Origin of the sequence: Streptomyces sp. NPDC014623 (genome assembly GCF_043088245.1) — a bacterium.
GTDB lineage: Bacteria > Actinomycetota > Actinomycetes > Streptomycetales > Streptomycetaceae > Streptomyces.
The window spans coordinates 208,521-231,148 of sequence record NZ_JBIBZU010000002.1 but is presented as its reverse complement, the minus strand read 5'-3'; the positions used below and the strand labels follow the sequence as shown (position 1 = coordinate 231,148).

The 22,628-nt window shown below is 69.0% G+C and carries 17 protein-coding genes and 1 pseudogene; 12 read left to right on the top strand and 6 right to left on the bottom strand.

Annotated elements, in window-relative coordinates; all coding sequences use genetic code 11:
- Positions 1–85 precede the first annotated feature (85 nt).
- Genes ACF1FZ_RS05015 through ACF1FZ_RS05005 form a run of 3 tightly spaced genes read right to left on the bottom strand, consistent with a single transcriptional unit; the run spans position 86 to position 3,152 of the window.
- On the bottom strand, positions 86–1,069 hold the full coding sequence (locus ACF1FZ_RS05015; protein WP_391771974.1) for a cation diffusion facilitator family transporter: 984 nt from the start codon (positions 1,067–1,069) through the stop codon (positions 86–88).
- Positions 1,070–1,097: 28 nt separating this feature from the next.
- Positions 1,098–1,973: an acyl-CoA thioesterase II gene (gene tesB / locus ACF1FZ_RS05010; protein ID WP_391771973.1), complete on the bottom strand. Its 876-nt coding sequence runs from the start codon at positions 1,971–1,973 to the stop codon at positions 1,098–1,100.
- Between the two features lie 21 nt (positions 1,974–1,994).
- On the bottom strand, positions 1,995–3,152 hold the full coding sequence (locus ACF1FZ_RS05005; protein WP_391771972.1) for an acyl-CoA dehydrogenase family protein: 1,158 nt from the start codon (positions 3,150–3,152) through the stop codon (positions 1,995–1,997).
- Positions 3,153–3,460: 308 nt separating this feature from the next.
- Between ACF1FZ_RS05005 and ACF1FZ_RS05000 the strand changes: the two genes are divergently transcribed.
- The 6 genes and pseudogenes from ACF1FZ_RS05000 to ACF1FZ_RS04975 all read left to right on the top strand — a co-directional run.
- Positions 3,461–3,928, top strand: coding sequence for an Asp23/Gls24 family envelope stress response protein (locus ACF1FZ_RS05000; RefSeq protein WP_391771971.1), 468 nt, complete (start codon positions 3,461–3,463; stop codon positions 3,926–3,928).
- Between the two features lie 1,358 nt (positions 3,929–5,286).
- Positions 5,287–5,520, top strand: a complete 234-nt coding sequence (locus ACF1FZ_RS04995; protein WP_391771970.1) for an acyl carrier protein — start codon at positions 5,287–5,289, stop codon at positions 5,518–5,520.
- A gap of 8 nt (positions 5,521–5,528) precedes the next feature.
- The gene (locus ACF1FZ_RS04990; protein WP_391771969.1) at positions 5,529–6,734 is read left to right on the top strand and encodes a beta-ketoacyl-[acyl-carrier-protein] synthase family protein; all 1,206 of its coding nucleotides are present in this window, start codon (positions 5,529–5,531) and stop codon (positions 6,732–6,734) included.
- A gap of 47 nt (positions 6,735–6,781) precedes the next feature.
- Positions 6,782–8,572, top strand: coding sequence for an acyl-CoA dehydrogenase (locus ACF1FZ_RS04985; protein WP_391771968.1), 1,791 nt, complete (start codon positions 6,782–6,784; stop codon positions 8,570–8,572).
- Between the two features lie 27 nt (positions 8,573–8,599).
- A complete protein-coding gene (locus ACF1FZ_RS04980; protein ID WP_391771967.1) occupies positions 8,600–9,577 on the top strand; it encodes an LnmK family bifunctional acyltransferase/decarboxylase in 978 nt (325 codons plus the stop codon).
- Positions 9,578–10,043: 466 nt separating this feature from the next.
- Positions 10,044–10,392, top strand: a pseudogene (locus tag ACF1FZ_RS04975) (transposase); the annotation flags it as partial.
- Between the two features lie 6 nt (positions 10,393–10,398).
- Here the strand turns inward: ACF1FZ_RS04975 and ACF1FZ_RS04970 are convergent.
- A complete protein-coding gene (locus ACF1FZ_RS04970) occupies positions 10,399–10,800 on the bottom strand; it encodes a peptidase inhibitor family I36 protein (protein WP_391771966.1) in 402 nt (133 codons plus the stop codon).
- 257 nt (positions 10,801–11,057) lie between these two features.
- Here ACF1FZ_RS04970 and ACF1FZ_RS04965 point away from each other — a divergent pair, with 257 nt between their 5' ends.
- The 6 genes from ACF1FZ_RS04965 (at position 11,058) to ACF1FZ_RS04940 (ending at position 18,113) form a co-directional block, all read left to right on the top strand.
- Positions 11,058–12,545, top strand: coding sequence for a site-specific integrase (locus tag ACF1FZ_RS04965; protein ID WP_391771965.1), 1,488 nt, complete (start codon positions 11,058–11,060; stop codon positions 12,543–12,545).
- A 273-nt stretch (positions 12,546–12,818) separates the two neighbouring features.
- Positions 12,819–14,969 carry an integrase gene (locus tag ACF1FZ_RS04960; protein ID WP_391771964.1) on the top strand — a complete coding sequence of 717 codons (2,151 nt, stop codon included), beginning with the start codon at positions 12,819–12,821 and terminating at the stop codon, positions 14,967–14,969.
- Positions 14,966–15,403: a hypothetical protein gene (locus tag ACF1FZ_RS04955; RefSeq protein ID WP_391771963.1), complete on the top strand. Its 438-nt coding sequence runs from the start codon at positions 14,966–14,968 to the stop codon at positions 15,401–15,403. The genes ACF1FZ_RS04960 and ACF1FZ_RS04955 overlap by 4 nt, the downstream gene beginning before the upstream one ends.
- Positions 15,404–15,760: 357 nt before the next feature.
- Positions 15,761–15,961 carry a hypothetical protein gene (locus ACF1FZ_RS04950; protein WP_391771962.1) on the top strand — a complete coding sequence of 67 codons (201 nt, stop codon included), beginning with the start codon at positions 15,761–15,763 and terminating at the stop codon, positions 15,959–15,961.
- A gap of 248 nt (positions 15,962–16,209) precedes the next feature.
- Positions 16,210–17,118 (top strand): zinc-binding dehydrogenase, encoded by a 909-nt coding sequence (locus ACF1FZ_RS04945; RefSeq protein WP_391771961.1) that lies wholly within the window; start codon positions 16,210–16,212, stop codon positions 17,116–17,118.
- 77 nt (positions 17,119–17,195) lie between these two features.
- Complete coding sequence (locus ACF1FZ_RS04940) at positions 17,196–18,113, top strand: cupin domain-containing protein (RefSeq protein ID WP_391771960.1); 918 nt, start codon at positions 17,196–17,198, stop codon at positions 18,111–18,113.
- A gap of 189 nt (positions 18,114–18,302) precedes the next feature.
- On the opposite strand, the gene ACF1FZ_RS04935 is transcribed toward ACF1FZ_RS04940, so the two are convergent.
- Positions 18,303–20,633 carry a glycoside hydrolase family 3 N-terminal domain-containing protein gene (locus ACF1FZ_RS04935; RefSeq protein WP_391771959.1) on the bottom strand — a complete coding sequence of 777 codons (2,331 nt, stop codon included), beginning with the start codon at positions 20,631–20,633 and terminating at the stop codon, positions 18,303–18,305.
- A 38-nt stretch (positions 20,634–20,671) separates the two neighbouring features.
- Positions 20,672–22,606 (bottom strand): cellulase family glycosylhydrolase, encoded by a 1,935-nt coding sequence (locus ACF1FZ_RS04930; RefSeq protein WP_391771958.1) that lies wholly within the window; start codon positions 22,604–22,606, stop codon positions 20,672–20,674.
- Positions 22,607–22,628 lie beyond the last annotated feature (22 nt).

The window sequence follows — 22,628 nt, the reverse complement described above, 5'->3', positions numbered from 1 at the left end:
TTCTACCCGTCGGGAGGAAGCGCGGACCCCGTCTCCTGCAGCACCGGGCCATTACCGGCGCGCGTACGAGCTCCCGCGCTCCCCTTCAGCCGCCGGAGCGCGCAGCCGGCCGCTGTGTGCGCCCGGGGGTCGGATCGAGGTACACGCGCCGGATCGACGGGTAGCGCTCCCGCAGCCGCCGCTCCGCCTCCTCGCACGCCCACTCGACCTGCGCGGCCGTCGAAGCGTCCCGGAAGTCGGTCTTCGCGGCGACCAGCATCTCCGAGGGCCCCTGGATCAGGGTGGTCAGCTCCACCACCTCGACGACGTGCGGCAGGGACAGCAGCTCCTCGCGCACGCCGGCCCGCATCCCGGCCGGGAGCGGCCGGCCGATCAGCAACTGGGCGTTGGACCGGCAGAGCACCCACGCCACGTACACCAGCAGTACGCCGATGAGGACCGAGGCGACACCGTCCCAGACCCCGGAGCCGGAGAGCTGCCCGCCGAGCAGGCCCCCGGCCGCCAGCAGCAGCCCGGCCAGGGCCGCCGAGTCCTCCATCACCACGGCCTTGACCGCCGTGTCCGGGGTCCTGCGCAGGTAACGGGGCGCGGGCATCCGCAGCCGTGCGGCCTCCCCGCGCACCTGCCGGACGCCCGTGCGCAGCGAGAAGCCCTCCAGCAGGAAGGCGACCGCGAGCACGATGTACGAGACGAGCGGATCGCCGAGCTCCTCGCCCCGCAGCAGGGTGTGGATGCCGTCGTACAGGGAGAACACCGCGCCGCCGACGAACGTCGCGACGGCGGCGAGCATCGCCCAGATGTACCGCTCGGGTCCGTAGCCCAGCGGGTGGTCCTCGTCGGCGGGCTTCTCGCTGCGCCTGAGCGCGGTGAGCAGCATGACCTCGGTGACGGTGTCGGCGACCGAGTGCGCGGCCTCCGAGAGCATCGCGCTCGAACCGCTGATCAGCCCCGCCGCCAGCTTCGCCACCGCGATGCCGAGATTGGCCGCCGCCGCGACGACGACGGTGGACGTGGACTCGCCGCCACCGCTCCGCTCGTCACTCCCCGTGTCTCTCACGACATCACTCATGGGGGGCAGTATGTCCGAATACGTGACCTCAGTCCCTCGGGACGCGGACCAGGCCCTCCTGGATGACCGTGATGGCCAGCTTCCCGTCGGCCGTCCAGATCCTGGCCTGGCCGAGACCACGCCCGCCGGAGGCGGAGGGCGACTCCTGGTCGTACAGCAGCCACTCGTCCGCCCGGAAGGGGCGGTGGAACCACATCGCGTGGTCCAGGCTGGCGCCCACCACGTCACCGACCGACCAGCCGCCGCGCCCGTGGGCGAGCAGCACGGAGTCGAGCAGTGTCATGTCGGAGACGTACGTCGCCATGCACACGTGCAGCAGCGGGTCGTCCGCCAGCTTGCCGTGCGTCCGGAACCAGACCTGGGAGCGGGGCTCGCGCGGTTCACCGGCGGTGGCGAAGGGCGGGGCGTCGACGTACCGCAGGTCGACCGCGGCCCGGGCCTCCAGCAGCCGGTCCACCATGCGCGGGTCGGTGAAGCGGTCCGCGTACCGGGGCAGCATCTGCGCGGCCGTGGGCAGGGTCTCCGGGTCCGGGGCGGAGGGCATGACCGCCTGGTGGTCCATGCCTTCCTCGTGCACCTGGAACGACGCCGAGAGGTGGAAAACCGGCTTGCCGTGCTGGACGGCGACGACCCGGCGGGTGGTGAAGGACCGCCCGTCACGGATCCGGTCCACGCTGTAGACGATCGGCGCGCCCGGATCACCGGGACGCAGGAAGTACGCGTGCAGCGAGTGGGCACCCCGGTCGTCGGGGACCGTACGCCCGGCGGCGACCAGGGCCTGGGCCGCCACCTGGCCGCCGAAGACGCGGGGCACGACCGCCGAACGGCTCGTGCCCCGGAAGATGTCCTGCTCGATCTGCTCCAGGTCGAGCAGATCGAGCAGGGAGTCGAGTGCTGCGCTCATGGGGGAGAAACGTAGCCGGTCTCAGAGGCCCATGGACTTGGCGATGATCGACTTCATGACCTCGCTGGTGCCGCCGTAGATGCGGTTGACCCGGTTGTCCGTGTAGAGGCGGGCGATCGGGTACTCGTTCATGAAGCCGTAGCCGCCGTGCAGCTGGAGGCAGCGGTCGATCACGCGGTGCGCGACCTCGGTGCAGAACAGCTTCGCCGAGGCGGCCTCGGCGGGCGTGAGCTCACCGGCGTCCAGGGCCTCGATCGCCCGGTCGCAGACGGCCTCGGCCGCGTCGACCTCGGCCTTGCAGGCGGCCAGTTCGAACTTGGTGTTCTGGAAGGACGCGACGGGCTTGCCGAAGACGGTGCGGTCCTGCGTGTACTGCTGGGCGAACCGCACGGCGGCGGCTGCCTGCGCGTACGCGCCGACGGCGATGCCCAGGCGCTCCTGGGGGAGGTTCTGTCCGAGGTAGGAGAAGCCCTTGTTCTCCTCGCCCAGCAGGTCCTCGACGGGCACCTTGACGTCCACGAAGGCCAGCTCGGCGGTGTCGGAGACCTTCAGCCCGAGCTTGTCGAGCTTGCGGCCGACCGAGTAGCCCTCGGACTTGGTGTCGACCACCAGGAGCGAGATGCCGTGCCGGCGGTCGTCGGGCTTGGGGGCGTCCGTGCGGGCGCAGACGATGACCTTGTCGGCGTGCACACCACCGGTGATGAAGGTCTTGGCGCCGTTGAGGACGTAGTGGGTGCCGTCCTCGGAGAGCTTGGCGGTCGTCTTCATGCCGGCCAGGTCCGAGCCGGTGCCCGGCTCGGTCATGGCTATCGCGTACATGGACCTGCCGGAGACGAAGTCCGGCAGCCAGCGCTTCTTCTGCTCCTCGGTGGCGTACGCCTTGAGGTACGGCAGGCAGAGCAGGACGTGTACCCCGGAGCCGCCGAAGGAGATGCCCGCACGGGCGGTCTCCTCGTACAGGATCGCCTCGAACTTGAAGGAATCCACGCCCGCGCCGCCGTACTCCTCGGGCACCTCGATGCCGAAGATGCCCAGCTCGGCGAGCTTGTAGTAGAAGTCGCGAGGCACCTGGCCCGCGGCGAACCACTCGTCGTAGACGGGGACGACCTCGGACTCGATGAAGGCGCGGATGGTCTCCCGGAACGCCTCGTGGTCCTCGTTGTAAACCGTACGGCGCACGGGGTGCCTCCTGGTGTCAGTTTCGGCTTCGGTCGCAGTGGCTAAGCGCTTGCTCAGTCCTGGTCAAAAGTTACCCGGCGGTCACGGCGGCTGTCCAGGGTGATGCTGAGCACGCCCGGCCCCCGTGGGGATCCGGGCGGAGCGGACAGGCGCGCCCGGGGGCGTCCGCGGTCACGGAACGTGGCCGAGGCGAGCGCTGCGTACGTCTCGATGGCGGTCGGCGGTGGGCAGGCGCACAGTGAAATGAGGAGCGGACGCGGGCGCGAGCAGCCTCGTCGCATCAACTCTCTGTTCTCTGTGAGGTAGTCATGGCTGATGTCGGGACCCAGGGCGGGAGCACACTCGCGGACAAGAACGCGGGACAGACCACACGGGGCACGACGACCATCGCCGACGGCGTCGTGGCCACCATCGCCGGGATCGCCATCCGCGAGACCGACGGCGTGCATTCGGTGGGCCGAGGGGCGTCCAAGGCCATGGGGGCCGTCGCCGGCCGGAGGTCCGGGTCCTCCGGGGCGGGGCGGGCCGTCAAGGTGGAGGTGGGCGAGAAGCAGACCGCGGTCGACGTCGACGTCAAGGTGGAGTACGGCGTCCCGATCCACGAACTCGCCGACCGGATCAGGGCGAACGTGACGGACGCGGTGGAGACGATGACCGGTCTGGAGGTCGTCGAGATCAACATCCACGTCTTCGACGTCCACGTCCCCGACGAGGACGAGGACGACGAGGGCGACGAGAGCGGCTCACGCGGCCGGGCGGCCGCGCGCGTGCAGTGAGACAGCCCGTTTGGCCCGAGCGCGGGTGTGGGCGACGCTGTCGGAAGCCTGGTCGATCAAAGCGCCGCACACGGTGCTGCGCCTACCGCTGCACACGGCCTGGGCGCCGCAATGACCGCCGCCCTCTTCCCGAAGTCCCTTTGGCTTCCGTCCAGTTGGTGTCCCACTGCGCGAGCCCGACACCGTCATGGTTTCTGGTAAAGGCGGCGGAGGTGGACTTGTTCGGTGTGACGGGTCATGGGAGCTGCGGTGGATACGGGCATCCTCCTGCCCGAATCATCGATCCGGACAGGTCGCAACTGCTGTATTCAAACCTCTTCCCCGAAGGGTCGCGACGAGCCGCATGGGCATCGGAAAAAAGGTCTCAGTCCATAAACGCCGGCACCATCGGCGGCGGCCGACAGGAATGCGCAGACGGCGGACTCATTTCTGCAACCTCGGTATCCGGCGCGTGACGTAGCCCTGTGGTCGGTCGTTCCGTTCCGGGTGGAACAGTGCCGACGAGGCGCCCGCCGGGGTCACCGGCTCCTGGGCTGCTTCCGGTAGGCGGTGCGAATCTCCTGGGCTGGTTCGACTCGAGCATTCCGACTCTCCGGTCGCGACGCCCTGTCCGTCTCCACGGCCCACCGGTACTTCCCCACGGGCAGCACCGGTGGGCCGCTTCGGCGCCCGGCGCCACACGGGCCCAAACCGCAGGCCTCAGCACCTCCTGCCCGACAGCACTTCGATGCGCACCGGCCGAGCAGCCGCGAAGACCATGAATCGGGCGAGCGTTGACGTTCCGGGAAGCGCGGGTGCCATGAAGGGAACGGCCGGGCCACCGCTCGGCACGGACGGATCGACCCCCGTGACGTTGCTGGTGGTTGAACCCGGCGAGACCCACGACCGCGTCGTCGTCCGGCTGTACGCCCATCTGCCCTGCACGAGGCGACGGCAGTAGCCGCTGGCGTTCACCACCTGCATCGGCGCAGGCATCGGAACAAGACCCCACGCACCGTCGACGTACGTGCCAATTCCCGTCGTGCGATGACTTCAAGGCGACGCGCATTTGTTGATCCAGCACTGTGACCGCCGAGAAAAATGGGCAAAAAAATCCCATGTCGGGACCAAGGTGCAGAAACTTGCCTTAACGCATGAAGTCGACATGATCGGGATCATGGGCACTGGGGCGTGGGAAAGGCCTCGAAATCCTTCGGTATCCGGGCATCCGAATCGCGCAACGCGCGCACATCGCCATGAAACAACGAACGGTTCACCCATTTGGAGCAATCCGGTAACCCTGAAAGGATCAACTGGCGTTACGGTACGGGCAATTCATTCCGCACTGTGCGGCAAGAAAGGGCATTGCTATGACTGCTATGTACGATCGCTTGGCCGAGCTGCTGACGAACAAACTCGGTGTCGACGCTGCGGAGTTGCATCCCGCCGCCACGTTCGAGGAACTCGACGTCGATTCGCTCGCCCTCGTCGAACTCACCGACATCATCGAAGGTCAGCTCGGAATCGTCATGGCGGAGGGTGAGATCAGGAAGGGGGCAACGCTGGCCGAAGCCGCGCAAGCCCTCGACATACACGCGGCCGCCGACCGGTGAACCGTGAAGTGGCCGTGACGGGGCTGGGGTTGGTATCGCCCGCCGGTGTGGGAACTGAACTGACTTGGCGAGGTGTCTGCGCAGGTGTCGGCACCGCCACTGAAGACCCTGCTCTGGCCTCCGCCCCGGTGGGAATCTCCTGCCGTGTCCCTCCGTACGATGCGGACGCCCAATTCGGTGCGGCCGAGGCGTGGCGTCTGGACAGGTTTGTCCAACTGTCGCTCCTGGCCGCCCGGGAGGCAGTGTCCGACTCGGGTCTGGAGCCCGCCCACTGGGACGGAACCCGGGTGGGCGTGGTGATCGGCTCGGCGGCAGGCGGTGTGTCCACCTTCGAAAGCCAGCACGCCGGCTTCCTGGAGAGGGGGCCCAAGGGAGTATCCGCGCTCTTCCATCCCATGGCGCTGGTCAACATGGTCTCCGGCCGACTCGCCATCGAATTCGACGCCACCGGCCCCAACCTGGTGACGGCCACTGCTTGCGCGTCGGGTGCCACCGCGATCGGTGTCGCACGCGACCTGCTGGTCTCGGGTGCCTGCGACGTGGTGATCGCCGGTGGCACGGAAGCCGCGGTCTCGCCCACATTCGTCACCGGCTTCGCCCGGATGGGAGCATTGTCCCGTCAGTCCGCGCGACCTTCCAGTGCATCCCGGCCCTTCGACGCGAACCGCGACGGCTTCGTCATCGGCGAAGGAGCGGGGGTACTGATCCTGGAGCGCCTCGACCATGCCCGACGGCGCGGCGCGGACGTACGGGCAAAACTCGTCGGGTACGGAGCATCAGCAGACGCCAGCCACGTCACCGCCCCGCACCCGCAGGGGCGAGGGATTGAACAGGCGATGCGCCGTGCCTGTACGGACGCCGGGTTGCAGCCGGAGCAGGTCGGACATATCAACGCCCACGGCACCTCGACCCAGCTGAACGATGCCGTGGAAGCGGAGGCGATCCGGCGCCTCTTCGGAGCGGAAGTCCCTGTGACATCCACCAAAGGGGTCACCGGTCACACCCTTGGCGCGGCCGGCGCGATCGAGGCGGCACTGACTGTTCTGTCACTTTCCCGCCAGACCCTCCCGCCGACCGCGAACCTGGAACGACTGGATCCCGCCATCACGCTCGATGTCGTGACTGGCCGGCCGCGCCCTGTCGCCACCTCGTACGCACTCACCAACTCGGCCGGTTTCGGCGGCCACAACGTCAGTCTCGCCTTCGCAGTCTGACGCTTGCGGTCCACAGTCAAGACACAGGGAAAGAACACATCCACACCATGCCCTCCAGCACATCCGAGGACCGCGACGAGCTGATCCGGCTGGTCTTCGACGGAACCTTCGACAGCGTCCACGCAGATCTCCGCGACACGGTCTCGGATCCGCTCTTCGCGCCGCGCAGCGGGCTCGACGCGACCCAGCAGGGGAGACTCGCATACGACCGGAGCCGCCTCGTCCACGCACGTACCGGGCCCGCGCAGAAAGTCCTCGACGACCCCCTTCGCCTCTTCGCGCTCAGCGAATGGCCGTCGCTGATGGACACGACCACACTGCCCCTGCTCATGAGCCACTACAACCTCTGCCTGGGAACCCTCCTGCACCACAGCGCAGGGCGCGACGACCTCGACGACATCATTGAAGAGCTCGCCACCATGCGGTCGGTCGGCATGCTGATGGTCACCGAACTGGGCTTCGGGAACAACGCGGCAGCGATGCGCACCAGGGCGGTGTACGACCCGCTGGCCGATGAGTTCGTTCTGAGCACGCCGGACCCGCAGGCGCAGAAGTTCATGCCGTACACCGGCATCCAGGACATTCCGAAGATCGCGGTCGTGATGGCCAGGCTTGTCGTCCAGGACACCGACCGAGGCATCTTTCCCTTCATCGTCAGAATCTGCGACGCCGAAGGTCTTCTCCCAGGTGTGCGGGCCACAGCCCTGCCGGACAAACCCGGTCTCGCTCTGGACAACGGCGTCACCTGGTTCGACGGCGTACGCCTGCCTCGCCGCAATCTGCTGGGCGGAGCCATGGGACGGCTCATGCCGGACGGCACCTTCGAGAGCACGATACCCAGCCGGCGACGGCGGTTCCTCACTTCCCTCGAGCGGGTACAGCCCGGCAGGCTCTGTCTGGCCTCCGCCCTCGTCGCGGCCGGGCGTGCCAGCCTGTACATCGCCCTGAGGTACGCGCGACAGCGCAAAACTTTCGCACCGGGCGAGAGCGACGTGCCCGTCATCGCCTACCGAAGCCAGCAGACGGCACTCTTCCGGGCGCTCGCCGACGTCTACGCCATGACGTTTCTCGTCAACAGCACGAAACGCGCATTCGTACGCACCGGAGTCAGCGATGACACCAACCACCTGATCTCCCTCACCAAAGTTGTCAGCAGCTGGTCGATGACCGACGTCCTCACCACCTGCCGCGAACGCACCGGGGCGCAGGGCATGTTCTCCGCCAACCGCATCGCGGACTACATCGCCATGGCCCAGGGCGTGGTCACGGCCGAAGGCGACAACCTGCCTCTCCTGGCGAAGGCGGGCAACGAACTCCTTGCCCACCCCCCCGCCACGGACACCGGCACCCCCGAGCCGCAGGGAAGGAGCCTGACCGACCCCTCCTTCCACCGTGAACTGACACGGTTCCGCCAGTCGCGCCTGACCGACACCACGGCGTATGCCATGCGCCGTGAGATCCGCGGCGGGAGCTCCCTGTTCGACGCCTGGAACCATCACATCAATGCGGCGCTCACCCTTGCTGAGTCCCGAGGACGCGAACTGGCCCTCGAGGAACTTCACACGGCCGCCACCCAAGCCACCACCCCACGCACCCGTGAGGCACTCGGCCTGCTGGCGGCGCTCTACGGGCTGGGCCTCACGGAGCGGGACGCCGCATGGCATCTGGCCCACGGAACGCTCACCCCACATCAGGTCACTCGTATCCCGACTCTGCTGGAAGCGCTCAGTACCCGTGTGCTGCCCTATGCGGACCTGCTCGTCGACGGGTTCGGCCTCACGGACGAGCTTCTGCGCGCCCCAGCACTCCGCCCAGGGCTCACCGACTTCCACGCCTGACAGTTACCAGTGAAGAGGTACCCTGCCGTGAGTGTGACTCTCGCATCCGCGTCGCCCGTCACCCGCATCGAACAGACCGGCCCGGCGGACGTCCGCAGGCTCGTGACCGTACAACCAGGGATGTGCGGGCCCACCGCACTGTTTGCCGCCAGGGTCGGTGACTGGACCTGGGAAAGCGTCAGCACCGTGTGCGGACTCGATGTCTTCAACGCCCAGGACGCCCAGGGGCGCGCCGCTTACCTGGCGTTCCACTACTTCCGCATTCGCTCCGGAGGCCATCTCACCCCTGAGCGGATCACCTTCGGGGACAGGCTGGAAGTCATCACCCGAGTCTTCTCCCAAGGCCGCCGCTCGGTGCTGACCCTCCACCGCATCCGAAGGCTTCCCCAGGGAGCCACCGAGCTCGACGCCTCGTTCGACCTCGAGGAATTTCACGAACGGCCACGGCGCGACTGCCTGTACGTGGAAAACCTCAACCACTGGCTCACCCGCGGGGCCGGCCACACCAATGTCGGACTGGTGCACACCCCACCTGTCGGCTTCGACCACACGCGCCTCCCGGAATTGCCCGACGTCTACTCACCGAAGACACTGTGCAGACAAGCCAGGGCCGACCATCGTTTTCACGATCCGGCCACGGCCCACTACACCCCGTCGGGCGACCAGCTGATCGTCAACCATCGCGTAGATGTGACACGCGACATCAACGGTGTCGGGCTCATGTACTTCGCCTCGTTCCTCAGCATCGCGGAGGGGGCACTGCTGGAACTCTGGCGTGGCCTTGGCCGGACCGACCGGGCGTTCCTCGACCGTTCGCTCCAGGACATACGGATCTGCTATCTCGGCAACGCCGATCTCGATGCGACACTGCGCCTTCATCTACGCCTCGCGCGCGATCCCGAGAACCAGCACCACGAGCGGGCCGACATCCTCATCCAGGACACTGCGGGCGACCGCGCCCTGGCCGTCGCGTCTTTCCGTGTCCACACCGCAGGACCGCAGTGAGTGCAGGTGAGGACGACGCGGCAGGCGCCCGTGGTGATCGGCGCCACGGGCGCGCTCGCGGTGACGAGTCGGAAGCCCCCGCCCGGTGAAGCGACTGTGTGATCACATGGCAGCGGGAAGGGGTCCGCTCAGCAGGGTGCATGAGCTGACCGGCCATGGCAGCGGGGCGTACCACCGGCCCACGTAGGGCCGCCTCGTCTCCTCCGGGTACGTCTTCGCAGGCGGTGCTCCGGACCCCACCGGGATGCCTCGTGCACTGTGGGATGAACGGCCACGGCCGGTACCCCCCACAGGGGTACCGGCCGTGGCCCGTCGGCGGACCTCCGCGATGAGCGTCTCTCGCGTTTCGCAGTGGCGGTACAGCGCGCCGACGGCCACGCCGGCTCGGCGGGTGATCTCCTCCACGTGGATCTCGTCGGTGATGATGCCTCGCGCACCGCGTCCAGGAGCGCTTCGCGGTTGCGGCGGGCGCATGCATGACGCTACCGCCACCCGCAACGAAGGTATCGCCGTCTGCCTCCCGCGCATCCCCGAGGTGGAGGTCCTCCTGGACGACGGCTACCTCGTCCTGAGGCGGGATCATCCAGCCTGGGCCATCACCCCCGTCAACGAAAACGCGGCCCGCAGCACCACCCGACAGAGCCGAACAGTGGGAACGCGACCGCCACGGCCACTCGTCCGACCGCATCACGGCCGGACACCCCCTCGCCGGCCATGACCGCTGGAAGCAACTGGCCCGCTGGACCCACCGCCGCGACCGTCTGCCCGGCACCTACCGAGCCATCGCCGGCTTCGTCTCCGACCGCACCAGCACCGACTCGTCACTGGGGCCTGAACGAGCGGATCTGGTAGTTGCCCTGGAGGTTGCCGCCCTGCCCGGCGAGGGTCGAGCCGACGCGCGAGTTGAAGTTGGTCTGCGTGTAGTACTGGACGCGGTGCTCGGTCTTGTTCCACACCGAGAGGACGTTCCTCCCGTTCCGGATGAACGAGCAGTTGTCCGCGGTGTTCCTCATCTCGCGGGCCGACCACTGGCAGCGGGTCCCCTCGCCGTTCCAGCCGTCGAAGGCGCAGAAGTAGCCATGGGCGCACCGGGCGAACGCGGCGCTCGGAGCGGCGGCCCGGGCTGCGGCGGGCTTGCCGGCGTCGGTGGCCGAGACGGGACCCGTGCCCAGCCCGAAGGCCAGGACGATCGCGGTGGCGGCGAGTGCGGTGAAGCGGTTCACGGAGGAAGCCTTTCGCTGTTCGGTGGCCGGGCGCTGCCCGTGGTCAACGGCAGCGTGGCACCCCCGTGACCTGCGCACACAGGGCCGAAAGGGGGGCGCACGAGGTCCGCTCGACGCGGTGGGGCGCGCCCGTGCGCACCGGCGTGGAAGTGGCGTCCGCAGCCGGAGGCCGTCCTCCCCCGGGGAGGACCGGTGGGCCCGGCCGTTCTTTAGGCTCCTCTGCGTTGTCGGTTACGACCACGTTGGGGGAGAGACCCATGGATGTTCTGGAACACTGGAGCGTCGACTTCTACGACTTCACCGTCCCAGATCAACTCGGCGACGATCCTGATGTCCTGAGGTTCGGGAGTCTGCACGCGAGAGCCGCTCGCAACGGCGCACGGCATGGCACTCCCGTGATCCTCTCGCCGTCTGGCCGGCCGGACCACCGGGTCAACCTCTTCTTCAGGGAGGGGACGATGGCGGCCTCCGAGCCGGGGACCTGGAGGCGGTACGCGTACACGTTGATCGTATGGTTCGACTTCCTGGACGCCATCGGCCGCTCGTGGGACGACGCGACGGTGCGGGACGTTGAGGCGTTCAAGGACTGGCGACTCACCGACCTGCGAAACGAAGAACGGATCCGGTCGACGTCCTTCGACACCGATCGAGCGGGCCTCAACTCCTTCTACTCATGGGCGAGCAAGCGCTACGAAATCTTCAACCCCGTCCCGACTGCGCATGCCGACTCCGTGGATGAGAACGACGTTGCGTCCGGGCATGGACACGCGCGCAGACGACGGGATCCCCTGCGACCTGCTGGATCGACCCGGCGCCAGGTGAAGTGGCTGCTGCGGTCGGCCTTGGAGCAGTGGCGGAACATCGGGTTGCGCGGCTACGGCTTCGACGGGGTGCGTAAGCCAGGTTGGCGAGGCTTCAACGAAGACCGGGACTGCACCTTCGTCGACGGTCTGTACGGAACGGGGCTGCGCGTCCGTGAGTGGGCCAGTGTCCTGGATGTGGAGCTTCCGTCGTCGGGGGGCGAACGGATGGGGGAGACATGGCTGGCGGAGAAGTGCGTCAAGGGAGCCGAAGAGGGGCGGACGTACTGGATTCCGCGGCGGGTGCTGCAGTCGGTGGAGGGTTACGCAGATCCGCTGGAGGGGTCGAGGGCGGAGGCAATCCGCCGTGCCCAGCGTGCGGGCCGGTACGAGCGGCTGCGCGGGGTGCGCATCGTGACAGGCCACAACCTGCGGACCCGGGAACTGCAGGTCGTAGGTACCGAGGGGCCCGCGACTCTGGCGCTGGACGTGCTCGCTCCAGATGAGCGTCGACTTCTCTTCCGCCGCACTCCCCAGGGGCTGGAGCCGTTGTGGCTGTGGCTGTCGGTGAGCGGACTGCCGAAGAAGGTCTACAGCTGGGAGGACACCTTCGACGCGGCGAACAAGCGCATCGCAGCGGAGTGGGTCCGGGCGGCAGACCCAAACGGCAGTCTCAGCGCGGAGGAGCGGGATCGGGTCCGGCGCGAGTGCCCGCTGTGGGCTACGCCGCACATGTGCCGACACAGCTTTGCTCTGAAGTGGTTCTGCATCTTGTCGTTGGTAGAAGAACGTCGTCTCGAAGGCTTCACTGCGGAGGAGATCGAGGACTTCCGGGATCAGCTCGGAGATATCTGGCTCCAGATGTCGATTCTGCTGGGGCACAAGCACCCGGACACCTCCCGAGAGCACTACCTGGAGCCCTTCACTGGCTTGCAGGTGTCTTAGCACCGCGTCTTTCCTCGTCTGTCTGAACTGCAGGAACGCCCGTGCGCTGCCCCGGCACCTCCCGGTCCAGGTCGCGGTCCACGACCGGCTGCTGGCACTGCGGCCCAACCTCGACCCCAACGTCTGGCGCGTCAGGTACGAGACAACGGTCCACCAGCTGCAGGACATCATCGACCACTACACGCCCGCCGAGCAGGCGGACGCCCGCGGTCCCCTTCTCCCATATCAAGAACGCCTCATTGGCGACCTCATTGCAGGAAGGCTCGACCTACGGTGATCGATCCCCAGCGTGTCGCCACAGCACGTCCGGATTTCGCAGGCGAGGACATCACTTGGCCGGCCGAAGACGTGATCATTTTGCGGAACCGGCCGGTCCGTATCGGCACGCCCGCCGCACGCATGTCACGCTACGCGGACGAGGTATGGCACATCCAGCCAGCCCACCGAGATGCCCATGCCGCCATCCCGGCCGTGTGGTGGCCCACCTTCCCCGACGCCCTGCGCCAGCACTTCCGCGCCTTCTTCCTGGCAGCCCTCGACCATCCTGTTCCGGTCGAGCCCCACGGCCGGCAGAGTCCAAATGAACAGGCCGGCATCGGAACGTTCCCCTACTGGATCATCGACATGCGGGTGATCGCCCGCTGGCTGGCCGACCAAGGCTTCGAGAGTCTCTCCGACGTCCGGAACCAGGACCTCGACACCTTCCGAACGTATGTCCTCGACCTCGGCCGCACCGACGGCCGGAAAGCTGACCTGATCGGCGCGGTGCGCGTCTTGTGGCTCTTCCGCGACCACCTTCCCGCTGAAGGCCGTCTCGGCTGCGATTTCCCCTGGCCCGGTCAAACCGCCAACGAAGTCGTCGGCGCGGCGGCGAGGAAGCGACGGGAGAACAAGACCCCGCGCATCTCGGACGCGACCATGGAGGCCCTGTTGGCCTGGGTGCTGTTGATGATCGAACAGATCGACCCCGACATCCGGGACGCCTGGCGCGAGTACCAGCAGCTCGACGCCGGCGAGCATCCCTCACAGACGAAGTACACCGGAACAACGCAGCAGCGGTTCCTCGCCCACATCGAACACTGCACGGAGAACGACATCACCCTGCCAGGTCAGGTAGGTGAACATGGTCTGGAGCTAGCCGGCAACCACGTCCTTCGGCTCGTCGGCGTCCGGAAGAATCTGCGCAGCGGCCTCACCCCGAAGCACAGGCGGCTCTTCGCCCTCAGCGGTCTGCCGTTGAGTCCCGTGGCCAGCGTCGGAAAGATCACCGGCAGCGTCAACGGCAAACCCTGGCGACCAACCCCGATCGATGTCAGTGAACTCCCGACCATGGTGCGACTGCTGAGCGCTGCCCTGTTCACGGCCATCTGCTACTTGTCCGGCATGCGCCCAGGAGAGGTACTCAACCTGCGCCGCGGCTGCCGCAACCACGACGACGAGACAGGGGAACTGCAGGTCAACGGGCACCGCGGCAAAGGCTTCGACCGCGCACCGGACAGCCCGGACCTCACGGAGCCCTTGAGACCATGGGTCGTGGTGGACAGCGTTCACGCGGCCATCGCGCTTGCCGAGAGCCTGCACGACCTCCCGCTGCTCTTCCCTTCCAGCCTCGTCTACGCCCACCGCGACCGTCCGGCCAGCGCCAACGCCCGCGAGGGCACAGCCATGAACGACGACATCCAGGACCTGATCTCCTGGATCAATTCCGAGTTCCGGCGAGCAGACGGCGCCGACGCCATTCCGGCCGACCCCGCCGGCCGCATAAACGCAACCCGCTTCCGCCGGACCCTGGCCCGATTCATCGTCCGCAGACCACGAGGGCTGATCGCGGCCGCGCTGCAGTACGGCCATGTGGATACGAAAGTAACTCTCAGCTACGCAGGGAACGAGGACCCCTCGTGGCTCCAGGACGTCGCCGTGGAGAGACTCGAATTGATCATCGACCAGATCGAGGAGGACACCCGCCTCCTCGAATCCGGTGAGCACGTCAGCGGCCCCTCCGCCCAGGAATACCGTGACCGCGTCGGCCAATCCGCTCCATTCGCCGGACGCGTTGTGACGGGAGTGCGCAACGCCGAGCGGCTCCTCGAACAAGCCGACCCAGCTGTTCATCATGGCCAGGGCATGACCTGCGTGTGGCGGGCCGCGACTGCCGCCTGCCGAAAGGCGAAGCTCGCCCTGGGCCTGCCCGGCGCTGACGCCCCAGATGAAACCGACTGCCGATCAACGTGCGCGAATCTCGCGTACACCGACCGCGACATCACCGAGCTGAAGCAGGAACTCGTGCAGTTGCAAGCAGACGCCGCGGACCCACTGGCGCCCCAGCCGCGTCGGGACCGGGCGGCCGCCCAGGCCGCTCAGCACCTGACCATCATCGAGCGCCACCGCGACTGTGCGACGGAAGACGGAAGAGGCATCGCATGACGAATCGACGCGTCCGAGATCGGGAAGCCGAGCGTGCAGCATTGCGGAGTGCCGCGGACCGTCTCCTTGCCGGCACCCCACTGCGGTCGGAATCCGGGAGGCTCACGGCCACCGAGCTGCTGCGCGAGTCCAGCCTGAGACGAGACGTCGCCTACGGCGACCACAGAGACCTCATCGAGGAGTTCCAAGCCCGCGTCAAAGCTCAGAACGCCACACCGGCTGCCATGCAGGAACTCACCGACCGCTACGGCGAGGTGCAAGAGAAGCTGGCGGCCGTCACGAAAAGGCTCGCGAGCGAGCAAGCCCTCAGCGCCGCGCTGCGGCGGATCGTGGCCGAGCTCGACTTGGAGCTCGCGCACACCCGGGAGCAACTCGAACAGTCGGGGACCGTCACCCGACTTCCCGCCGCACCTCGGCGGAACCGGTCCCGATGAGGGGCCTCTCCAGGAGGGCCAGCACGTGTGCAAAGGCGGCCGTGGGACGGGTGGGCTCGCATGTTGAGGTGTCGCGTATTCCTCGTTGAGGCCGTGCCTGGTGTCACCGTGTGTGGTCGCCGGGGGCGCGGGCCCAGGTGCCTCCGACCTCGGTGACCAGGCGGGTGGCGGTTTTGTCGTGGTAGCCGAGGGCCTTGGCGATGACGGGGTCGGGGCTTGGAGGACGAGTTGGCGGATCGCGGAGGTCCTGCCGCGCTGTGGCGGGACGCCGATCTCCCGCAGGTGGGCTTGGAGACCGCCCGGATTCATGGGGGCGGAATCGGCGATTGTGCTCCCCTGCCGTCCCCATCGCGGTCATTGACGTTCCGTCGTTGCTGGAGGCGCTGGCCGAACGCGCGGCTGCCCACGTGGGGCGGCACCTCCACCCCGATACTCCTGGCCCGCTCCCGCCACGCCTCCGTCCCCTCCCTGGAGCGGTACGCCCGCCCCGGCGTCGACGCGGTCGCCCGGCACGTCGCCCAGCGTGACCCCGCCGCCCGACGGAAGCGGAAGCGCTGACGCCTCAAGATCATCACATTGCCGGGCATGTCTGCCCGTCACAGCGTCATCCACCGGACGGGTGCAGGGCTCGACGCGCCGCGAGTCGCACTGACACAGATCGTCAACTGATTGATTCTCACGGGGCTGGTCGCTGTCCCGGTCCTGCGAAAGGGTTCCTAGAAGGCGGCAGTGCGGCATTTGCGCACTCGATCTGTTGCCGCGCCGAGTGTTCAGGCACATCCACGAGAGAAGGAAACACACCCCCTATGCGCGCCCTTGTGGTCGATCACAGTGAGGCCGGACCCATCCGGTTCGCCGATGTCGATGAGCCCGTACCGTCCACCGGTGAGGCGCTGGTGGAGATACGGCACATCGGTCTCAACTTCGGAGAGCTGAATTACGTGCACCAGTGGCCAGCCGGCGCTGTGCACGGTCATGACGCGGCTGGCATCGTGGTGCACGCCGCATCCGACGGCTCGGGGCCGCCCGAAGGTACGCGCGTCGCCGTGGGAATGGCTCCCCACGCGTGGGCGGAGCGGGTGGCAGTCAGCCCCGCCTCGCTCGGCACCGTACCGAAGGGCGTGGACCTGGCCGACGCCGCCGCGCTGGGGATCGCCGGAGTCACCGCACTCCGGGTGCTGCGCAAGCGTTCCCTGCTGGCGCGCGACGTTCTGATCACAGGCGCCAGCGGGGGCGTGGGGCACTTCGCCGTCCAACTGGCGGCGCTGGCGGGCGCCCGGGTGACGGCACTTGTCGGTTCGCCGGAGCGGGCCGCCGGGCTCCGCGAACTCGGCGCCGACAAGGTCCTGACCGACCTGGCCGAGACCGGGGACCGGTTCGACCTCGTTCTGGACACGGTCGGCGGGCCGCTGGTGGCTCAGGCGTGGAGTTCCCTCGCCGAGGGCGGCACCATCCACCTGGTCGGTTACTCCTCGGGGCAGGAAACCACCTTCCCGTCAGGGGCCTTGTTCGGCTTCGGTGAGCCCCGCAGCATCGCCACCTACGGCGACATGACGCCGACCGGCGGGGAGCTGACGGACCTGCTGGGCCTCATGGCCGCCGGGAGGCTCTCGGCACCGGTCGGACTGCGAGGCGACTGGCAGGGCGTGGACGACGCCGTCCAGGCGCTGTTCGCGCGGAAGGTGCACGGAAAGGTCGTTCTTGACGTGGCCTGACGCTATGGACGAGGACACATGCGTCGTCGGCCGTCGGCCGTTGGCGGCGGTGCGCGGCGGTGGACGAGAATGGACCCATGGATGTGCTGGCGGAGGTCTTGCGTGTTTCGGGTGCGCGTGGGGCGCTCGGGGTCATGCTGAAGGCCGGAGGAACCTGGGGCCTGTGGCTGGACTCCTATCCAGGAGCGGCACTGCACGTAGTGTCCCGCGGCACTATGTGGCTCCACGTCACAGGCGAGAAACCTCTTCAGGTGCAGGCCGGAGACGCCGTCCTGGTGTCGCCGGGCACCGCACACGGGATAGCCGGCGGCGCCAACGTGACGATGGGTTCCTGCGACCGTGAGGCGGCGACCCGGGCTTTTGGCGATGGCAGGGCCCTGCGGCTGGGCTCGGCGCCGGTGCAGACGGAAGTGATCGTGCTGCACTATGAGCAGGACCCGGAGGTGCGCACACCGGTGCTTACCTCCCTCGCTGGGCCGATGCACGTCACAGCCCGGGAGAACGCGCAGCTCAGAAGGACCGTCGAACTTCTCGCTGCCGAGCTCGCACAGCCTCAGATCGGCACCACCGCCGCCATCAACAGCATCGTCGACCTTCTGCTCGTCCAGTTCGTACGCGCCTGGCTGGCCCGCCACCCGCAGGAGCGGTCCGGCTCATGGCTGGGAGCGATGCGTGATCCGGTCGTGCGCGACGCTCTGGCATGTGTCCACGCCCAACCGGGACACCCCTGGACCACGGAGACCCTGGCCGCCGCGACGAGCGTCTCCCGGGCGACGCTGTCCAGGCGTTTCCGGTCCGCCCTCGGACAGACGCCGGGCGCGTACGTGACGCAGTGGCGCATCGACCTGGCGTCCGTCCGGCTCCGCGATACCGATGAGCCCGTCGAGTCGATCTCCGGCGCGGTCGGATACGGCTCTCCGCACGCTTTCAGCCGTGCCTTCAGACGTGCCCGAGGCACGGCCCCGGGCGAGTACCGTTCTCGGCTTCGCAAGTGATCCGGGCTCGGGAGAGGTCAGCACCAGTCGGGTGCCTCCCCGTGCCCACATCGGCACGGGGAATACGCGACACCTCAACATGCGAGCCCACCAGTCCCACGGCCGAAAGCAGCCGACACCTCGTTGCCCGACAACGCACTTGCCTAATGAACGCCCGGCAGGAACGCGGCGAACGCAGGCCGGCCCTCGTCACCGGCAGCCCGTGCCCCTGCCGGCCGGAGGCGTCACGGTGAGCCCGGCCGCGCGGGTGTCCTGCGACGACGGCCCCGTCTCGATCGCGAACCCGCCCGGCTCCACGGCCCACGCCCCCGCGTACGTGAACGAGGCCAGGGTTCTCGCGTCCACCGGGAAGGTGACCTCGGTGCTCTCACCCGGAGCCAGCTCCACCCGGGCGAAACCGCGCAGTTCACGCACCCGTGGCCACACGGTCCCGCCGAGCACCCGGCGTACGTAGAGCTGGACGGTCTCCCGCACCGGCCGGCCGCCCGTGTTGGTGACGCGGACCGTGCAGCTCAGCGGCGCCGGCCCGTCGAAACGGTCCGCCGGCAGGGACGGCACGGACAGCCGGGGCGCACCGTATTCGACCGTCGTGTAGGACAGCCCGTGGCCGAACGCGTGGCGAGCGGTCGCCGGCTGGTCGGCGTAACCCCGGTAGCCGTGGTCCTTCGCGTTGTAGAACACGGGCAGCTGGGCCGCCGAGCGGGGTACCGAGACCGGCAGCCGCCCCTGAGGTCCCGACCGGCCGAACAGCACGTCCGCGACCGCCCTCCCGCCCCACGGGCCCGGGTACCAGGCGCTCAGTACCGCCGCCACCCTGCCGCTGAGGTCGGGCAGGGCGTGCGGCCGGCCCTGGACCAGCACCACGACCACCAGGGTGCCCGTCGCGGCGACCGCGTCCAGCAGCGCCGACTGCCCCTCCGGGAGGGAGAGTTCTGCCAGGTCGACGCCCTCGCCGCACGTCATCTCCGCCGGATTCCCGGCGTCGGCGACAGCCGCCCCGTTCGCGTCGAAACGGGACCCGGACTCGCGCGCGCTCGAACCGCCGAGCACCAGCACCGCCACATCGGCGGCGGAGGCGAGCGCCACCGCCTCCGGCAGCCCGGACCGGTCGCAGCCGACGAGGCCGCAGCCCCGGGCGTACGTGACCACGGTGCCGTCGGGCGCCGCCGCCCGGATCCCGGAGAGCACGCCGAGGCCCGTGCCGGGCCGTTGCGGGGCGGTGTAGTCGCCGATCTGCTGAGGCACGGAATCGGCGTTCGGCCCGATGACCGCGACGGTGCCCACAGGGCGGCCGGCGAGCGGCAGCGTCACCCCGTCGTGTCCGAGGAGCGTGACGGACTCGCGGGCGATGCGCTCACTCAGCCGCTCCAGGCGGGCGGGATCCGTCCTCCGGATGCCGGCGTACGGGGCCTCGAAGAGACCCAGGCGGAACTTCAGCGCGAGGACACGGCCCACGGCCGTGTCGAGCACGGCCTCCTCGACCAGTCCCCGCCGGACCGCCTCCGCCAGCCTCGGGTAGCAGCCGTCCCACAGGCTCAGGTCGGTCCCCGCCCGCAACGCCATCGCACCGGCCGCCACCGGGTCGCCCGCCATCCGCACCAGGCGGTCGACCGCGAGTCCGTCGGCCATCACCAGGCCGCCGAAACCCCACTGCTCCCGGAGGATCCCGGTCAGCAGATGACGGTTCGCCGCACACGGGACGCCGTCGAACTCGTTGTACGCGGCCATGACGCCCGCCGCCCCGGCCCGTACGCCCGCCAGCGCCGCCACGAGATGGATCTCGTGCAGCTCCCTCGCGCCCAGCTCGGTGGCCGCGCTGTTGCGGCCGCCGACCGCGGCCCCCTGCCCGGCGAAGTGCTTGAGGACGACGGCGGCGCGGTCCGGCCCGATGCGCTCCCCGGCCGGACCCTGCGCACCGCGCACCAGCGCCTCGGTGAACCGCGCCGCCAGATACGGGTCCTCGCCGAAACACTCCTCCGCGCGACCCCAGCGCGGATCCCGCACCAGGTCGAGCGCGGACACCAGCGCCACATGGCCGCCACGGGCCCGCAACTGCGCGGCGGCGAGGGCCGCCGCCTCCTCGTACAGCTCCGGATTCCAGGTGGCGCCGACCGCCAGGTTCACCGGCAGCACGGTCCCGTCCAGCGCCTGGACGCCGTGCGGCATCTCCTCGACGAGCAGCACCGGGATGCCGAGCCGGGTGTTCTCGACGACGTGCCGCTGCACGGCGTCGGAGACCCGCGCCCCGTCAGCGGCACCGATCCCCGTCTCCGCCGTCACACCGGACCAGGGGTCGGCGCGCTGGAGTCCGTACAGCGCGCCCATCCCGTCACAGGCGGCCACCTCCGCACGGAACGCGTCCGTCAGCCGGTGGCCCGACGGGGTGCGCTCGTACGCGTCCCATCCGTACATCCGCTGGTTGACCTGGCCCACCTTCTCGGTGAGCGTCATCCGCGACAGGAGATCCCGCACCCGGTCGGCGACCGGCGCCTCGGGGTCTCGGAACAGCGGTTCGGACATGGGGTGGCTCACCTCGGAAGCAGGGAAGGGGCGCGGGGTCAGCGCAGTTCGAGCACGCGTACGCCGTACGGGGCGAGGGTCACGTCCCGCACCGGCTCCCCACCGGTCAGCTCGCGCAGTTCCCCGGCCGCCGACGGGCGCACGGTCAGCTCCTCGCCGGACTGGCTCACCAGCCACACGAAGCGCGCGCCGTCCTCGCGGACCAGCGTGTCGGCGCTGACGTACGGGGTGCCGACCGTCACCGGCCGTGCTGCGCCCGCCAGTCCGGCGAGCGCCGCGTACAGCCGGTGGGTCTGCTCAGGGTTGGCACGGGCCGTACGGGCGGCCATGTGCTCCAGCGGATACGTGGCCAGGACGGTGCGTCCCGCTCCCGTCTCGTGACGCAGGAGCGCCGGACGGCCGTGCGCGTCCGTGGCGACGACCCGGGCGCCGTCCGGGACGACGGGCAGGTATGCGCGGCTGTCCTCGTTGCCCGAGACCGGGAAGGTGAGCACCTCGCCGGCGGCTATCGAGCCGAAGTCCTCGGTGAACGTCATCTCCAGGACGTCGTCCTCGATCGGCTCGGCGACCCCGTAGGACAGCTGGAGCTCCACCCCGAACAGCCCGTCGAGGTCGTGGAACCACGGGCCGCGCGTCGTCGGGTACTCACCCGAGCAGAACGACAGGTAGACCGTGGCCCCCTCCCGCGCCCGGCGCTCCAGTGCACGGCGGGTGCGGGTGGTCAGCTGGCGGGTCGACGGCAGCAGGTACAGCGAGGCGTCGTCCGGCAGCCCGTCCGCCTCCCGGGCGACCGCAACCGGCAGATCAGCGCCGCGCGCGGCCACGTAACCCTGGTGCAGCGAGGTGAAGATCAGCGGGCGGTCGGCGGGCCGGCTGTAGGGGTAGCCGCGCTCCAGGAAGGCCGGCACGACCAGGGCCGCGTCCGCGTCGGTGCGGCGGCAGCGCGGGAAGTCGACCTGCTCCAGGACCTTCGCGAAGGCGGCCAGTTCGCGCAGCGGCTCCTTCGGACGCCCGGCGCTGTCGGTGATCCCGAAGTGCATCTCGAAGGGGTGGTGGTCGTACGGCGGCTGCTCCCACAGGCCGTCGTAGTCCGTGTTGTTCCAGGCCATCCAGCCGGTGGCCCCGCCCAGCAGCGAGTTGTGCAGGGTCTGCCGGTAGAAGATCCCGGCGTTCGCGGCCGAGACCGTGTCGGTGGAGAGCCCGAACTCCTCCAGGACGACCGGCTGACCCGTGACGGCGGCCAGCTCGCACTCGAACGCGGCCCGGTAGTGCTGGCGCACCCGGTCCGTGTCGGAGCGGTAGACGTGCGGGCCGACGAAGTCGACGTACCCTGCGGTCTCCCGCAGCGAGAAGCCGTTGTCGCGGCCCGTCACCTCGATGCCCCAGGCGCCGTCGCCGAGCGACACCGGCTGGGTGCCGCCCGCCGCGCGCACGGCGTCGCACATGAACTGCGCCCAGGCGGTGACGACATCGCTCGACGGCGGGTCGACCTGGTAGATCCGGCCGTAGCCCGGCATCTCGTTGGTGATCAGCCAGCCGGTGACCGCCGGGTGGTCCTTGAAACGCCGGGTCATCTGGGAGACGAACCAGGCCTGCCGGCCGACGAGCCACACGTCCTCGTACAGATCCCGGTCACCGCGCCAGGCCGGGTCCCAGTTCTCGCCCGACATGTGACCGACGATGAACGTGGGGACCGTACCCATCCCCAGCTCGTGGTGGGCGTCCAGGAAGTCCCGGAAGCGCTCGCAGAGCTCCTCGTCGATGCGGCCCGGCTCCGGGTGGAAGTCGGGCCAGTAGAAGAACGACCTGGTCATGTTCAGACCGTGCTCGCGCAGCACGGCCAGCTCCTCGCGGACCGTCTCCGGCTCGTAGCCGCGCCACATCAGCGGCCCGCCGGCGCGTGACCAGAAGTTGGCGCCGAGCCACGGGAGGACGGCGGAGTCGTGGGTGAGCTGGGCGCTGTGGCGTCGCATGGTGTGTCTGGTCCTCTTCGAT